This window comes from Salinibacter ruber DSM 13855, assembly GCF_000013045.1.
In the GTDB taxonomy this organism is placed as follows: Bacteria; Bacteroidota; Rhodothermia; order Rhodothermales; family Salinibacteraceae; genus Salinibacter; species Salinibacter ruber.
Map to the genome: position 1 here is coordinate 3,330,001 of NC_007677.1, position 14,178 is coordinate 3,344,178.

Sequence of the window (14,178 nt, forward strand, 5' to 3'; positions counted from 1 at the left end):
AGCCTGCCGCCAGCGTTCGTCCTGAGCTAGGATCAAACTCTCCGTAGTAGGAAAGTTCGGTCTAGCTCGATCGCATTCATTTTCTGCCCGAGGGCAGAAAGGAATCGACAAGGACTCGCTGTGCTTCCAATTCCGTCAAAGAACATCGCCGCGTCGCCGTTTTTCCGGTGAACGCGGACTATTACAGTACGGAGATCTGCCTTCAATGTCAAGGCCTGCGTTCCTTGTTTCACATTCTCTACAAGGACCGTCTTCTCTCCGCGAGGCCAAGTGGGCGTCGTCTCGCCCTCTTGTCTCACTGCGTCCGCATTAGACCCAGCGAGGAATCGTTGGTTTCAACGCCTCGCGTGAATCGAAGTTAAATTGGTTGCGGACTGCATCCCTCCGTGGAGGGCGTCGGCTGCGCCGTCGCCTCCCGTTTCGGGACTCGCATTAGACCTTCTGCCTCTTATGCTGTTCCTCGTCGCCGTGTCAAGAACGAGTGGAGCCCTGACGGCTTCGTTCTCCTCCTCAGCCTCCGGAAACTGCAGGGGTGCACTCGTGTTACTCTGCCGTCACGCCGAGCAGGGGCTCCGGCCCGTCGTTCCGGGTCCCTGCCGCCCATCGCCTCCAGTGTCTCTCGCTACTGCCTCCCAAGCGATGCGCCTCCCTCCGCCCCTCCGGGCCCTGCTGAACTGGTTCCGCACCCTCCTCCGAAATACGTACTTCTGGGGCGGGCTCGGCGGCCTTCTGCTACTCGGCGTGGGCGCGTATTTCCTGGTCGACGCTGTCCTCATGCCGACGTACACCCGGCACGGGGTGTCCGTCCAGGTCCCCAACGTGGAGAGTCAATCGTTTCTGGAGGCCAAGAAGCGTATTGAGGCCCGAGACCTACAGGTCAAGCGTGAGGTGGGCCGCTTCAACCCGAACGTTCCCCGGGAGACGGTGGTGGACCAAAATCCTCCTCCCAACTCGGGCGTGAAGCCGGGGCGACGCGTGTACCTGACGGTGAACGCGGGCGAGGCCCCTGTGGTGAACATCCCCGACCTCAACGGCATCTCGGTGCGGGAGGCCAAAAACCGGGTCTCCTCACTCGGCCTTGCCGTGGGTACGGTCGAGCCCGACTCGCTTCCCTCCCCCTACCCGAATACGATCACCCGGCAGCGCCCGGAACCGGGCGACTCCTTAAAAACGGGCGGCACCGTAGACCTTTGGTACAGCACGGGGCTCGGCACGGACACTGTTCAGGTCCCCAACACCGCCGGACGGACGGTCGAACGGGCCCGACGTCTGTTGCGGGCCCGGCAACTCCGGGCCATCGTTCTGGACCCGCGTACAGCCGACCCCTCCGACGCCCCCAGCCAACCGTCCGACACATCGTCGTCCCGGCGTTTTGTCCAACGTCAGGGCCGCGCCCCAACCACAAAGGTGCGTGCCGGCACCGAAATTCGACTCTTCACGACCGACGACTCGACTGCGGTGCCCAAGCCGGACTCCATCGCTCAGGACACCACGGCCCCCAGTTGATACCGACGAGGAAAAGGGCCTTTAGAACCTGTTTGGCGGACTGTCTATGGCCTGCGACTTCGCGGATCTCGTGCAGAACGGGTTCTGCACTCGCCCGGTAGCGCCGCTACAGGGCTCGTTTGGGTCCCGTTCGTGCACATCGCCCGCTGTGTCTCGGCTAAATATCCATCCACCAAACAGGTTCTCAATCCTCTACATATACCGCAAACTCGCCGTCGGCCTCCACGACCACCTCCTCGTCGTGCTTCGTCTGGAGGCGACGGCCGGTGAAGTCCGGCTGGATGGGATACTCCCGGTGCCCCCGATCAACGAGGACGACGAGCTGAATGCTGCGCGGGCGCCCGTACTGCAGAACAGCGTCGAGCGCGGCCCGCGCCGTACGGCCCGTGAATACGACGTCGTCGACGAGAATCACGTCCCGATCCGTCACGTCCACGTCGTGGGGCGTCTCCTCAGGGGGGGCCAGATCGGGGCGGTCGTCCCGAAAGGGCGTCACGTCGAGGTCGTAAGGCTCCAGGGCCTGTTCCTCCACCTCCCCAATCTCATCGGCCACGACCCGGGCCGGCGGCACGCCGCTCCGTCGGATCCCGAATAGCTCAAGCGATTCGGCCCCGCGATTGTGCTCGATAATTTCGTATGCGAGACGCCGGAGCGTGCGGCGGACTCGCTCCGGAGACATGATGCGCGTTCGGCCCATGTGTTCGCTCGACGTGATCGATCTGAGAGCAAAGAAGAGGGACACGTGCAGTGTCTGTTCGTCCTGGTTCGAAGGTACAACCTGGCGGACCGAATGTCGAAGGCATGCGGCCAAGCGACAATGGCCCCTTCCCCCCCGCCCACGAGTCGCTGCCCTACGTCCTCTATTTCATCACGGAGGCCCCCGGCATGGCCGCGGCGGCACAGCCCACGAGCCCCTCGGGGGCCGAGACGTTTGGGCCGTTCGCGAAGTATGCCCGAAACAGCGCCGTGGCCGTTTCTCTTCTGGAGCCTCGACCCTGGGCAGAGAACGAGCCGGTGCGCCTCGGTCGTATTGGGGGCCGCATCGATGGCCTCAAGCATCGAGCCGGAGTCCCTCCGCTTCTCCCATCTCTCGACCCCGATCAAACATCTGCTGCACGCGGCTCCCGTCGCCAAACGTTTCTTCGACGACGAAACGAACGGTGCGCCCCACGTAGCACCAGGGACACGCGATGGCGGGGTAGACGTCAATGGTCGCGGCAGTTGGGGAACGGGGAGAAGCGAATCAGTCGGTGGTGGGGGATAGGCGTTCGACGACGGACGAGGTGGCGGCCCCGATGCCGGCGGCGGGATTGCCGCCGATGGCGTAGATGTGCCCCCCGAGGGCGGCTCCTGCGAGGCCGTGCCGCGGCGTCGGCATGGGGGCATGTTGGGTCCAGGCGTCTACGTCCGGGTCGTACGCCCACGTGCGTCCGTACACGCCCCCATCTCCCGAGAAGTACTCGCCCCCGAAGACGTAGAGCGTACCATCGAGCGCAGCCCCCGCCAGTCCCCCGGACGGCTGGGGCAACGGGCGCAATTCGGTCCACGTGTCCGTCGTCGGCTCGTACCGCTCCACCGCCCCGAGGTTGGTCACCCCGCCCTCCGTGCGACGTCCGCCCACGACGTAAAGGCGCCCGTCAATGACCGCCCCTGTGGCACTGCTCCGGCCCGTGGGCACCGGGCGCGCCTCGCTCCAGGCATCGGCGCCGGAGTCGTAGACCAGGTGGGCACGAGAGGCCCCATCCGACGCGCCGTCGTCCGGGTGGAGACTGCCCGTCACGAGATGGACCCGCTCCTCGACCGCGAGCGCAACCGTCTCGCCGAGCGGCGTGGGCATTGTCCCGATGCGGGCCCACTGGCCTCCGTCGAACGCGTACACGTCGGGCCGGAACTGAAATCCGTTGCGCAGGGTCTCTCCCACGAATCCCCCGAACCCGTACACCGTGCCATCGGCCTCCGCGAGTACGATGTGGTGGCGCGGGGACGGAAGGGCCGGCCCGCGCGTCCACGCCTCCGTAGAGGGGTCGAAAAGGGCCGTCTCTTCCAGCGTCGTGAACCGGCGGTCACGATCGGCCCCGGAGCGGAGTCCGCCCGCAACCACGATCCGCCCGTTCCACGTCGTGCCGTAGACCTCCTGGGTCGCCCAGGGCAGGGCGACGCTCGCCTCCCACCCGGCCCGGCCGGCCGCCCACAGCAGACGTTCGGGACGCAGGGCACACGTGGCGGCCCCCGCCGCACCAAGGGTGAGGAATCGACGTCGGGGAAGGGACATGGGGGGACGGCCGGTTCTGAACGAGCACAGGTGCGTGGGCGTCTCAACAGGCGTATCCGGCGGCGCATCAGGTGTTTTTTGTCTCAGCCGCGCCCGCGAGGACGTGCGCCTGCCGTCCGGCCCTCCAGGTGCGTCAAATCTAAATCGACGGAGAATTCGGGACCGAGATGGCCCCTTCCACGTTGCTACAATCACGAAACGCATTTGCAACGATCGGGGTGCCCGTTGAGTCTTTCGACCGGCGCTTTCGTTCTGTATTTGCCATTATGACATCCCTTTTCCAAGCGACCGTTGCCCCCAATGACGCCCTACGAGTTCATACAGCGCTACGACCGTGAGGAGTACAACAGTGACCCCCGTCTGGTGGAGGGAGAGTTTTTTCCATCGGCCAAGCTCGGCGTGGAGTCGGGCGATACGGTAGGGGTCGTGCTCCTCAACCTGGGCGGCCCGGACGGCGAGGAGTCCGTGGAGCCGTTCCTCTACAACTTGTTTATGGACCCGGCGATCATCGACTTTTCGGAGGTCGTCTATTTCCAGGCGCGGGGCCGCGTGCGACAGGCGTTCTCCAAGATTATCTCGTACTTCCGGTCCCAGTCGGTCGCGGAGGACTACAAGGAGATCAGTGACGACGGGGGCTCGCCCATCAATCCCCTCACCCGCGACCAGGCCGACAACCTGGAGCAGACCCTCAACGAGCAGTACGCCGCGGAGACGGGCGCCACGTTCAAGACGTACATGGCGATGCGCTACTGGGAGCCGTTCAGCGAAGACGCGGCGGCGCAGATGCAGGAGGACGGCGTCGACAAGGTCGTGCTGCTCCCCCTCTACCCCCAGTACTCCAAGACCACGACCGGCGCCTCGCTCGTGTACTGGCACGAGCTGGAAAAGGCGGGCGAGATTCCGGCCTGGCCCACGACTTCCGTCTTCGAGTACGCCACGTACCCGAAGTACATCGAGGCACTGAGTGACCGGATCGACGAGGGCCTGGAGCGCTTCCCGGACGACGTGCGGGACGACGTGCACCTTCTCTTTAGTGCGCACGGGACGCCCCTCTCGGAAATGAAAGACCGGGACGACCCGTACTGCTGTCTCGTCCACTCCACGGTGAAGCACTTGATGGAGCACCGCGGGTTCGACCACGACTTCAGCACGGCCTTCCAGAGCAAGGTCGGGCCGTCGGAGTGGCTGACGCCCGCGACGGACGACACCGTAGAGGAGCTGGCCGAGGAAGGCGAAGACGTGCTCGTCATTCCGGTGGCGTTCGTGACGGACCACATCGAGACGAGTTACGAGTTGGCCATCGAGATTCCGGAGGACCTCGAAGAGGAGGGCGCCCCGATCCCGGAGCACTACGAGGTCATGCCGGGCCTGAACAGCCACCCCAAGTTCATCGAGACGCTGGCCGACATGACGGCCGCCCAGCTTCAGTTGCCCAACGTGCAGACCCCGACGCCGGCCTCCGAGCGCCCCTGCTGTCAGGTTCAAGACCGCGACATCCGGTGCCACCAGTGCCAGCACGTGGCCGAGGCGACCGACTGGAGCGCCCCGGAGGAGGAGCAGGCGCGCGAACTGGAGACGGCGTAGGCGTTTGGGGATGGCGCGTGGGGGCGCAAGCGGCCGCGGCGTTCCGGACGGGCGTCTCGGCTACTCGGTCGGCGAATCCTCCAGGGGCGGCAGGGCCTCGTGGGAGGGCCATTTGGCCCGGGACGGGAGGCGCAGTGCGGCCGTCACGGCGCAGTGGTCGGACGGGGGCGCAGGCCTGCCGCACCATCGCTGTGTGTCCACCGCCTCGAAGAACTGAGGGGGATAAAAGATGTGATCGATCGTTCGGGCAGGAGCGTCGGCCGGGTACGTGGCGCTCGCCGTGTCGGCCGAAGCGGTGTTGACGGCCGAGCGCAGGTCCGTGCCCGCCAGTATGTGCTGCATCGTTGCGTCCTCCGCTCCGGCTTGCCCCCCCTCCTCGCCGGACGAGAGGGAACTATTGAAGTCGCCGAGCAGAAGCGTCGGGATGCCCCTGTCGGCGAGGCGGCGATAGAGATCGTTCACGACGCGGGCCTGCGTCTCGCGCGTCCCAACGTCGAAGGCCTCCAGGTGCACGTTGATGACCGCGAGCGGGCGGCCGTCCACATCGACCACCCCGACCTGTGCCAGGCGGTCGAGGTAGAACGCGTCCCGGAAAAACGGCTGCGGCGGACGCGGGAGCGTCCTCCGCACGTGCCTCCGGACGGGGAAGCGGCTGAGGACGGCCTGCCCGGAGAGGGTGCGCCCGAAATGCACGGCGGGACGGCCGTACGGAAACGGCAGGTACCGCTCGTCCCAGTTCACGGCCTGCGCCGCCCCCGGGTACCCGAGACGGGCGGCCAGGGTATCCAGCTGGTGCACGTGCGCGGCCCGGGCCCCTCCAAAGTCGATCTCTTGAAGGGCCACGATGTCGGGGGCCGCCGCTCGGAGATAGCCAGCGGCCTGGTCCATGTTCGCGTGGAACAGGCTGTCGGGCCGCACCACCGGCTCGTTGTTCCTCATGCCGGAGAGATAACCGATGTTGTAGGTTGTCACCGTGAGCGTGTCCGGCCGCGTTGTGTCGGGCTGCGCCGTGTAGGTCCGCACCTGCGCAAGCTCGTCGTCGGACAGTGCCCCGGAGCTCGCCCAGAAGAACACCCCAGCGAGGCCGAGGACCAGCCCGCCGACGACGAGCCCAAGAATTCGAAGTGCTCGTTTCATCACTCTGCTGTTAACCGATGCGTATTGGACGGAGCCGGAACAGACCGGGGCCTGTCGCCGGAGGGGACGTTCTGGGGCGGACGGTCGTGACGCTGGGCCTCCTGCTTGTTGCCACCGCGGGACGGCCCGCGCAGGCCCAGTCGCCCCGGGCGGCGCTGGAGTCGCTCACGGGCCACTGGACGGGGGCGTTCGTGGTGTATGCCCACGACGGGACGCAGGTCGACTCCCTCTCGACGGAGCACCGCTACCGATGGGAGGACGGCGTGCAGGTGGGCACACAGATCGATCGGTATCCGGACGGGCGTGTCGTCCGCAAGACGGCGCGCAACTACGTCACCGACGACGGAACGCTGATCTGCGAGGTGAATCCGCCCGACGGGGCCCCCATCACGTACCGCGGGCGGGTGTCCGACGGCGCCATCGTCTGGCACCGCAAGACCGACGCCGGGGTCGTTGAGAGCTTTCGGGAGCGGGTGGTGGACACGCCCACGGGCCCGGAGTACCGGATCAACGGCTTTGGCGTCTACCCGAGCGGGGACGGGGCGCGGAGCCATCTCCATTTCGTCGGGCGGTATCGGGCCGTTCACCAGGACGTGTCGACGGGGCGGGAGTAGTCCTGCGGGGGCGGGAGGACCGCAATGCGAACCCGCCGGTTCCGACGGCGCCCCCGAGCCGTTGCGTTCGACGCGACCGGGTCCGTGGCCCCGTAGGCGAGGGCGGCAAACTGGGACGGGGCCAGGGCGCTGCGGGCACTGAGGTAGCGCACGACCGCCGTGGCCCGGGCCGCCGAGAGCTCCCAGTTCGACGCAAACCGCTCCTGGAGGGCCTCACTCAAGGGGGTATCGTCGGCGTGCCCCTCCACCCGGACCGCCCGCGTGGGGTAGGCCGTCTCCAGGTGAGCAATCGTGGCCCGGAGCCGCTTCTTTCCCGCCGCCGTGAGGGTGGCCGTGCCGGCCTCGAACAACGAGTCGGCCGGAAGCACGCGCACCGCCCGCCCCCCCTGGCGGCGCATCTGCACCTCGTAGGCCAGGCGGTTCAGGCGGTCCGTCAGGACGCGCAGGTCGCGGTAGTACTGCCCCGTCGCAAGGTCGTCCCGAAACCGCAGCGAGTCTTCCACGCGGCGAAGCCGGCTCCGCAGCGTAGCATTCTCGGCCCGGAGGGAGTCCAGGCGCGACGAGGCGGACGCCCCCGGAAGCCGCGTCGGGGCGCACCCGACCAGTCCGGGAAGGGCAGCAGCAAGACCGACGAAGAGAAGAAGAGGGCGCATCGGGGAGGAGCGGCGGCGAGGCGAGCCCGAACGTCACGCTACGAGGCGGAGGCGGTCGTCTCTTTTCCGGCGGTGGATGGGCTCCAGGCCAGCAGCGCGAGCACGGCCCCAAACCCGACCAGGGCAAGGAGCACGACCGACCCGATCGGCTCGCCGGCCTCGGGGGCCCGCAGGACACGCTCGGCCCCGCCGTAGGGCCAGAGGGCCCGGAGCGCCCCGGCGATAAGCCCCACGAGCGCCGCCATCATTGCGTCGTGGCGGTGCGTGAGGAGCAGATCGAGCAGTTTCGCGAACGTGCCGAGCCCGACGGCCGCCCCGGCGCAGAACGTGAGCACGTACCCCCAGTCGAGCGCATTGACCGCTTCGAGCGTGGGGGCGTAGATGCCGAGCGCCTCCAGCAGGAACGCCCCGCTCACGCCGGGGAGAATCATGGCACAAATCGCGATCATGGCCGAGCAGAAGACCCGAATGAGGCTCGGGTCCGACACGGCGAGGGCAGGGAGGCTGGTCAGGAAAAACGCCCCGGCGGCACAGGCGAGGCCGATGCCCACCCGGAGGCCTGTGACCCGCTCGATGCGACGGGCTGGGATCAGAAGCGACGCGGCCACGAGGCCGAAGAAGAGCCCCCGCATGGGGGCCGGGTACGCCTCCATCAGGGGCGGAATCACCCGCGCCCCGCCAAGAATGGCGACCCCGATCCCGCCCAGGAGGGGGCCGATGAGGCGCCACGGCACCGCGGCCCAGTGTTGCTGGGCGGCCGCGCGGTCGAGGCGTAGCAGCGACAGCCCAAACGACACCGCCGAGCTGAGGGCCCCCACGAGCCGCTCGTAGATGCCGACGATGAGGGCCATGGTGCCGCCGCTGACGCCCGGAATCACGTCGGCACCGCCCATCAACACGCCGTACAGCACATGGCGGACGAAGGCAAACGGGGCGCTGGGCATGCAGGAGGGCGGATGAGTTCGGCAAGAGACCGCTGGTGCGGACGCGGCACTCGGCGCGACGATCCGGGCCGGGGGCTACGAATCGAGATCGAGAAGCCGCCGGACGCGGTCGTTGTCGTAAAGGGTGGGATAGGCCTTCTGGAACTCCTCCTTCTTCGCGGGATCGAGCCGAAAGGCCGTCTTGAGGGCCCGAATGCTTTCGTCCGCCCGCCCGAGCGCCAGCAGGGCCTTCGCCTGCCGGAAGTACGTGTTGGCGCTTTTCGGGTCGAGCTCCAGGGCCTGTCGGTACGCCTCCAGCGCCTCTTCGGGCTGCTCCTTCTCCAGAAGCGTCTCGGCGTAGCCCGTCCAGGCGTGCTCGTTCGACTCGTCGAGCCGCACGGCGTGCTGGTAAGACTCCAGCGCCTCGTCGAGCTTCCCCACCTTGTACGCGCAGTCGGCCCGCGCCGTCCAGAACTTGGGCACGTTCGCGTCCAGGTTCACGGCGTAGCGGAAGCACTCAAGCGCCTCTTCGGGGCGCTCGTCCGTGTCGAAGCAGCAGCCGAGGCCGTACCACGCCTCCGGATAGTTCGACTTGAGGTCGAGCGTCTTCTCGTAGTAGGTGCGCGCGGCGCGGAGGTCGCCCTGCTCCTCGTAGGCGAGCGCAAGGTTGTAGTAGGTCGCCGCATCCGGCCCTTCGAGCTCCAGCACGCGCTCGTAGCTCTCGACGGCCGCCTCCAGGTCCCCCTGGTTCGCCTCCGCGTTGCCTCGATTGTAGTAGGCGGAGGCAAACTCGTCGTGGATTGCAAGGGCCATGTCGTAGCTCTCTACCGCCTCTCCGAAGCGGCCCAGCCGGTTCAGCACAATGCCTCGGTTGTACCACGCGTCTTTCGAGTACGGGTCGATGTCGAGGTGATTGTCGTACGCCTCCACGCTCTTCTCGTCCTCGCCGAGCCGGTCGTAGCAGTAGCCCAGCTCGTACCAGACCTCCGGGTGCTCCGGATAGACGTCCGCACATCGCTGGAAGGCCTCCACGGCCGCCTCCAGTTGCTCGTCCCGTTCCAGCGTTACCCCGAGGTTGAAGAGGGCCTCCCCGTGCAGCGGGTTGATGGAGAGCGCCTCGTCGTAGGCCTCCAGGGCCTCGTCCACCCGCCCCAGGCTGTCGAGCGTAATCCCGAGATTGATGAGCGTTTCGGTGTCGGTCGGGTTCACGTCGAGGGCCTGCTCGTAGGCCTCCAGGGCCTCTTCCGGGCGGCCCAAGTTGTTCAGGAGAATGCCGCGCCGCATCCAGGCGTCGGAGGTGTAGGGGTGAAGCTCGATGAGACGGTCGATGACCTCGAGGGCCGTTTCCATCTCCCCCTCCTCGAAGTAGAACGAGGCAATCTCTTCGAGGTCGCCGGAGTCGAAGTACGCAGACGGGTCGTTTTCGTACGCGGCCACGAGATCTTCGAGGGGGTCCTCGTGTGGGGAGTCCTCGGAGTCATCGAAGCCGAAGTCGAACGTGTTCATACCACACCAGTACGTGAGTGAGGAGTGCGCACGGTTGTCACCGAATCGTCGTGCCGACGGTCCCGGCCGGCATTCGCTCCCAAAGTATAACGCCTCCGCGGAGGAACATCCAAAGAGAGCGCCTGCACGGGACGGCCGGCCGTCGCGGGGCGGGCGCCCGCCGGGCACCGAATTGATTCTCATGCTCTTGGGGTCCCCATGCTGCTTCTCACATTCGAAGGCATTGACGGAAGCGGAAAGAGCACGCAGGCCCACCGGCTCAACGAGCACCTGCAGGAGCGCGGGCACAAAACCCTTCTCGTCCGCGAGCCCGGCGGCACCGAGTTGTCCGAGCAGGTCCGCTCCGTTCTGTTGGAGCCTGCCCTAAACGTCCATCCGATGGCAGAGTTGCTTCTGTTCTCGGCCGCCCGGACCCAGCTTGTGACCGAGCGCATCCGGCCGGCGTTGGAGGCGGGGCGGATTGTCATCTGCGATCGCTTCTACGACTCGACCACGGCCTATCAGGGGGCCGGCCGCAACGTCGCCGATCCGGAGTGGCTGCAGTCCTTTCACCGTCGCGTGACGGACGGCCTCGTGCCCGACCGCACCTACCTCGTAGAACTCGACCCCGAGACCGCCCGTGCCCGGCGCACCGAGGGCAACGACGCGGCCGGCGACCGCATGGAGGCGGAGGACGAGGCGTTTTATCACCGCGTTGCGGCGGCCTACGACACGCTCGCCGACGAGCATTCCGCCCGCATTCATCGGCTCGACGGGCACCGGTCGATCGAGGCCCTGCACGCCGAAATTCGGGGCGACGTGGAGGCGCTGCTGGACGCCCCCCCCGGAACCCCCCACGCCGCCACCGGTTCGTCTGACCCGTGAGCAGGCCGGTCGTATCGGGGGTGCATCTGCTCTCTCGCCCGCACAACCCGACGCCCCCGTTGCTGTCGAACACAGGCCCACCAGTGGCATGTCGACCCTTCCCCAACAGAAGATCGACGAGGTTCGCTCCATCTTCCAGGCCTTCCTCAAAAAGCGCAACAAGCGACAGACGCCCGAGCGCTTTGCCGTCCTGGAAGAGATCTACCAGACGGAAGACCACATCGACGCCGACGAGCTGTACGTTCGGCTCAAGCAGGACGGGACCGAGGTGAGCCGGGCCACGGTCTACAATACCCTGGAGTTACTGCTGGAGTGCGACCTCGTGGTGCGTCACCAGTTCGGGAAGAACCAGGCCAAGTACGAGCGGGCCTACAGCTACTGGCAGCACGACCACCTCATCTGCATGGACTGCAATGAGCTGTTCGAGTTCTGCGACCCGCGGCTGCAGAGCATTCAGGAGATGGTGGCCGACATCTACGAGTTTGAGATTAAGCACCACTCCCTGAACATGTACGGCCACTGCATCCGCGAGAACTGCCCGAACCGGGCCGAAGACTCGGACCGCGACGAGGCGGACTCCGCCGACAAAACGACTGCAAAGAAGGCCGCGACGAACGAGGCAGAGTCGTAAACGGCCTGTTCTTCTGCTGCCCTGAGCAAACGCCTTCACGCGTTCAGAAAGACGTCTGCAGGTCCGGGGCGCCCGCTCCGCGAAGCCCCTCCTCTCCGTCCCCGAGAATCCCCCAACACCTTTCCGGCGCGTCGCCGCCACTCCCCGGTGGCGGACAGCAAGAACGAGTCCGCTCTTCGGAATCCGCGTCGCCCGTCCGTCTAGCAGGAACGTGTCTGCTCGGAGCGGGCAAACATGACTTCGTCGCCCGAGTCTACCGGTTCGTCCCGTAGGTCCACCGTCGCGAGCACGTACGGGGACGTAAGTGCCTGTGTAACCACACACGCGTCGCCCGGCTCGATCCTGGTATACTCGACACGCATCGTGCCCTGGTCCTCGTTGGCCATCACCCGGTCAATGTCGACCGAATACCCGCCGGTGGACCGTTCGCCCAGCACCACGCCCACAACTATCTGCGTCTCAAAATCGACCTGAGGCGGATCTGGGAGGGCATCTCCGCCCGCGCTGGTCGATCCGCCGTGCAACTCCGCCCAGAAGGCGGCGAGTTCGTCTTCGCTCCGAAGGACAACCTGTGTGCCCTCGACGATCTTGCCGTACGTTCCCTTGTCGAGCTCTTCGGTATCCACGGCCCCGGTCGCAACCGTTTGCGTTTCTACTTCGGTGTTGAAGCTCGTCTCGTCGGTCGGGTCGGACCCTACGCTGTTGCATCCTCCCATCAGTAGGAACAACATTCCCAAAACGAGAGGGGCCTGCAGAAGGGTCCATCGTCCAGTTCGAGGAGCGCCGTCGTGTTGCATCGTGGGAAGGGGAGGTTGGGAAAAAGGCCTCGATTGTCTCTGTGCATCCGTGTATCCTTACACGCACCCGTTCCCCTGACACACAGTTGAGGGCTTGTCGGCCTCGTGTCCTCAATTCCGCGCGCCCCCTACACTCGACCCCCCCCGTACTATGAGTGGGATTTCAGTCCAGAGCCTCGTCGTCTCCCTCGTGATCGTCGCGGCGGGATGCCTGGGGGCGTACCTGTTATTTCGTGCCATCCAGTGGCTAAGTCGACGGGCCGACCGGGGACGGTACCAGATCGACGGCATGCTCCTCCGGATTTTCGGCCCTCCGATCAGCGTGCTCGTCGGCTTCGGCTCGGTGACCTACGCCCTGTACCGCCTCCCCCAGGTGCGCGAGCAGTTTAGCCAATGGGACGGCGCCCAGCGCGCCCTGTTCGTCCTCACGGGCACCTGGATCCTGGCCAGCCTGGTCAAAAACCTGATCCGCGAATACGGGCTGCCCCTCGCCAGCCGGACCGACACGGACGTCGACGAGCGCGTGGTCCGGCTACTGGACCTGACGGCGATCTACGTGATCTGGATTGGGGGCGTTCTGATCGCGCTGCGGGAGCTGGGCATTGAGGTGACCGCCTTCCTCGCCTCCCTGGGCATTGCCGGGCTGGCCGTGGCCCTCGCCGCCAAAACGATCCTCTCGAACGTGCTCGCGGGCGTTACCCTCACGGCCGATCGCAATTTTCGGGTCGGGGACCGGATCGAGGTGGGCGACTATATCGGAGACGTGCTGGCGATCAACCTCCACAAGACCGTCATCCGCACCCGCAGCAACGAGATCGTGATGATCCCCAACGACGTGCTCGGGACGGAAGTCATCGTCAACCACATGCTCCCCGAGCACAAAACCCGAATCGAATTGACGGTAGCGGATAGATGTTAAGTGATGGCTTCGTTGTACCACTCCACGAACAGTTTCGTCGTCAGATGGAGCATCCGTTCTGACTCGGAGGCCGCTCGCGTCCGGCGGACATACCGGGCCAGCTTCTGGCGCAGTCGCCCGAAGAATCTTTCCACGTGGGCCATCTCACCACTGGACTTTCCGACCTGCCGGTGGCTGGGGTCGCCCGCAAACACTGGGCGATAGGACTTCCAGAAGTCGCTGAAGCTTCTGCCCTGACGGTATTCCTCCGGAATCCGGCTCCAGAGCCGAGCACAGGTTCTGGCCGAACGGTCTCCGATCACAAATGCCACGACCTGCCGGGTTCTCCGGCACAGAGCAACCCACAGCCACCGTTTATTCGCCCGCTCTCGGACATACGTCCAGCATTCATCGAGTTCAAGGACATCGCCTTCCTCAGCAGGCCGGAGCCCTTCGGCTACTGAATCGGATTCTCGTCCCTTTTTTTGAGCCACCGGGTCAATGTATTGCGGCTGATGCCGAATATCCGGCTGATTGCCCGCTTTGACCCGCGCTCGCGGTAAGCACGGAGGATTTTCTCTTTCTCCTCCTCGGAGTAGCCTCGCGGCTCTGGATCGAGAACCTTGTGCGCTCCACAGTCCTTGCAGTGATACTGCTGAGAGCCGCTAGCGCTGTGTCCGTTTTTGACGATGTTCGAGGAGCCACACTCTCTACACTCGTAAGTCTCTTTGATCATCGGATAGACCAGGCTGGTGGGCCAGACGCGACGCAGTTCAAACAGAAAGACTCACTA

Annotated in this window: 14 protein-coding genes and 1 rRNA gene (1 of these 15 only partly in view); 6 read left to right on the forward strand and 9 right to left on the reverse strand. The window is 65.9% G+C overall.

Annotated elements, in window-relative coordinates:
* Window positions 1-48 (reverse strand): 16S ribosomal RNA (locus tag SRU_RS14100); it reaches 1,492 nt to the left of the window's first position.
* Between the two features lie 591 nt (window positions 49-639).
* On the opposite strand from SRU_RS14100, the gene SRU_RS14105 reads away from it, so the two are divergent.
* Window positions 640-1,506, forward strand: coding sequence for a PASTA domain-containing protein (locus SRU_RS14105; protein WP_237701762.1), 867 nt, complete (start codon window positions 640-642; stop codon window positions 1,504-1,506).
* A 184-nt stretch (window positions 1,507-1,690) separates the two neighbouring features.
* Here the strand turns inward: SRU_RS14105 and pyrR are convergent, their stop codons facing one another.
* Entirely contained in the window at window positions 1,691-2,203 is a 513-nt protein-coding gene (gene pyrR, locus SRU_RS14110) for a bifunctional pyr operon transcriptional regulator/uracil phosphoribosyltransferase PyrR (RefSeq protein WP_237701763.1), read from the reverse strand.
* 546 nt (window positions 2,204-2,749) lie between these two features.
* Entirely contained in the window at window positions 2,750-3,778 is a 1,029-nt protein-coding gene (locus tag SRU_RS14115; RefSeq protein ID WP_237701764.1) for a Kelch repeat-containing protein, read from the reverse strand.
* Between the two features lie 300 nt (window positions 3,779-4,078).
* Here SRU_RS14115 and hemH point away from each other — a divergent pair, with 300 nt between their 5' ends.
* Window positions 4,079-5,362, forward strand: a complete 1,284-nt coding sequence (gene hemH, locus SRU_RS14120) for a ferrochelatase (protein WP_013062842.1) — start codon at window positions 4,079-4,081, stop codon at window positions 5,360-5,362.
* Between the two features lie 60 nt (window positions 5,363-5,422).
* Here the strand turns inward: hemH and SRU_RS14125 are convergent, their stop codons facing one another.
* Window positions 5,423-6,499, reverse strand: a complete 1,077-nt coding sequence (locus SRU_RS14125) for an endonuclease/exonuclease/phosphatase family protein (protein ID WP_164923692.1) — start codon at window positions 6,497-6,499, stop codon at window positions 5,423-5,425.
* Window positions 6,500-6,516: 17 nt separating this feature from the next.
* Between SRU_RS14125 and SRU_RS14130 the strand changes: the two genes are divergently transcribed.
* A complete protein-coding gene (locus tag SRU_RS14130) occupies window positions 6,517-7,113 on the forward strand; it encodes a hypothetical protein (RefSeq protein ID WP_011405403.1) in 597 nt (198 codons plus the stop codon).
* Here SRU_RS14130 and SRU_RS14135 read toward each other — a convergent pair.
* The 3 genes from SRU_RS14135 to SRU_RS14145 all read right to left on the reverse strand — a co-directional run bounded on the left by SRU_RS14135 (window position 7,083) and on the right by SRU_RS14145 (window position 10,195).
* A complete protein-coding gene (locus tag SRU_RS14135) occupies window positions 7,083-7,766 on the reverse strand; it encodes an OmpA/MotB family protein (RefSeq protein ID WP_011405404.1) in 684 nt (227 codons plus the stop codon). The genes SRU_RS14130 and SRU_RS14135 overlap by 31 nt on opposite strands.
* Window positions 7,767-7,804: 38 nt before the next feature.
* Complete coding sequence (locus SRU_RS14140) at window positions 7,805-8,710, reverse strand: DUF368 domain-containing protein (RefSeq protein ID WP_011405405.1); 906 nt, start codon at window positions 8,708-8,710, stop codon at window positions 7,805-7,807.
* A gap of 75 nt (window positions 8,711-8,785) precedes the next feature.
* Entirely contained in the window at window positions 8,786-10,195 is a 1,410-nt protein-coding gene (locus SRU_RS14145) for a tetratricopeptide repeat protein (RefSeq protein WP_231847203.1), read from the reverse strand.
* 198 nt (window positions 10,196-10,393) lie between these two features.
* Here SRU_RS14145 and tmk point away from each other — a divergent pair, with 198 nt between their 5' ends.
* Together tmk and SRU_RS14155 are read left to right on the forward strand one after the other, a co-directional pair.
* Entirely contained in the window at window positions 10,394-11,059 is a 666-nt protein-coding gene (tmk, locus tag SRU_RS14150; protein ID WP_011405407.1) for a dTMP kinase, read from the forward strand.
* An 88-nt stretch (window positions 11,060-11,147) separates the two neighbouring features.
* Window positions 11,148-11,690 (forward strand): Fur family transcriptional regulator, encoded by a 543-nt coding sequence (locus tag SRU_RS14155; RefSeq protein ID WP_011405408.1) that lies wholly within the window; start codon window positions 11,148-11,150, stop codon window positions 11,688-11,690.
* 200 nt (window positions 11,691-11,890) lie between these two features.
* Here SRU_RS14155 and SRU_RS14160 read toward each other — a convergent pair whose 3' ends face one another.
* Window positions 11,891-12,406, reverse strand: coding sequence for a protease complex subunit PrcB family protein (locus SRU_RS14160; protein ID WP_237701765.1), 516 nt, complete (start codon window positions 12,404-12,406; stop codon window positions 11,891-11,893).
* Window positions 12,407-12,638: 232 nt separating this feature from the next.
* Here SRU_RS14160 and SRU_RS14165 point away from each other — a divergent pair, with 232 nt between their 5' ends.
* On the forward strand, window positions 12,639-13,406 hold the full coding sequence (locus tag SRU_RS14165; RefSeq protein ID WP_237701766.1) for a mechanosensitive ion channel family protein: 768 nt from the start codon (window positions 12,639-12,641) through the stop codon (window positions 13,404-13,406).
* Here the strand turns inward: SRU_RS14165 and SRU_RS14170 are convergent.
* Window positions 13,403-14,121, reverse strand: a protein-coding gene (locus tag SRU_RS14170; protein WP_076611408.1) for an IS1-like element ISSru3 family transposase whose coding sequence is annotated in 2 segments (ribosomal slippage) — window positions 13,403-13,870 and window positions 13,873-14,121 — 717 coding nt in all. Because the reading frame shifts where the segments join, the coding sequence is not laid out codon by codon here. The two genes, SRU_RS14165 and SRU_RS14170, sit on opposite strands and share 4 nt — an antisense overlap.
* Window positions 14,122-14,178 lie beyond the last annotated feature (57 nt).

Bases quoted from the DNA above. Each gene is read 5' to 3' on its own strand.
- SRU_RS14125 (WP_164923692.1), bottom strand. From the start codon at position 6,499: ATGAAACGAGCACTTCGAATTCTTGGGCTCGTCGTCGGCGGGCTGGTC.
- pyrR (WP_237701763.1), bottom strand. From the start codon at position 2,203: ATGGGCCGAACGCGCATCATGTCTCCGGAGCGAGTCCGCCGCACGCTC.
- SRU_RS14155 (WP_011405408.1), top strand. From the start codon at position 11,148: ATGTCGACCCTTCCCCAACAGAAGATCGACGAGGTTCGCTCCATCTTC.
- SRU_RS14145 (WP_231847203.1), bottom strand. From the start codon at position 10,195: ATGAACACGTTCGACTTCGGCTTCGATGACTCCGAGGACTCCCCACAC.
- SRU_RS14130 (WP_011405403.1), top strand. From the start codon at position 6,517: ATGCGTATTGGACGGAGCCGGAACAGACCGGGGCCTGTCGCCGGAGGG.
- SRU_RS14135 (WP_011405404.1), bottom strand. From the start codon at position 7,766: ATGCGCCCTCTTCTTCTCTTCGTCGGTCTTGCTGCTGCCCTTCCCGGA.
- SRU_RS14165 (WP_237701766.1), top strand. From the start codon at position 12,639: ATGAGTGGGATTTCAGTCCAGAGCCTCGTCGTCTCCCTCGTGATCGTC.
- SRU_RS14160 (WP_237701765.1), bottom strand. From the start codon at position 12,406: ATGGGAGGATGCAACAGCGTAGGGTCCGACCCGACCGACGAGACGAGC.
- tmk (WP_011405407.1), top strand. From the start codon at position 10,394: ATGCTGCTTCTCACATTCGAAGGCATTGACGGAAGCGGAAAGAGCACG.
- SRU_RS14140 (WP_011405405.1), bottom strand. From the start codon at position 8,710: ATGCCCAGCGCCCCGTTTGCCTTCGTCCGCCATGTGCTGTACGGCGTG.
- SRU_RS14115 (WP_237701764.1), bottom strand. From the start codon at position 3,778: ATGTCCCTTCCCCGACGTCGATTCCTCACCCTTGGTGCGGCGGGGGCC.
- SRU_RS14105 (WP_237701762.1), top strand. From the start codon at position 640: ATGCGCCTCCCTCCGCCCCTCCGGGCCCTGCTGAACTGGTTCCGCACC.
- hemH (WP_013062842.1), top strand. From the start codon at position 4,079: ATGACGCCCTACGAGTTCATACAGCGCTACGACCGTGAGGAGTACAAC.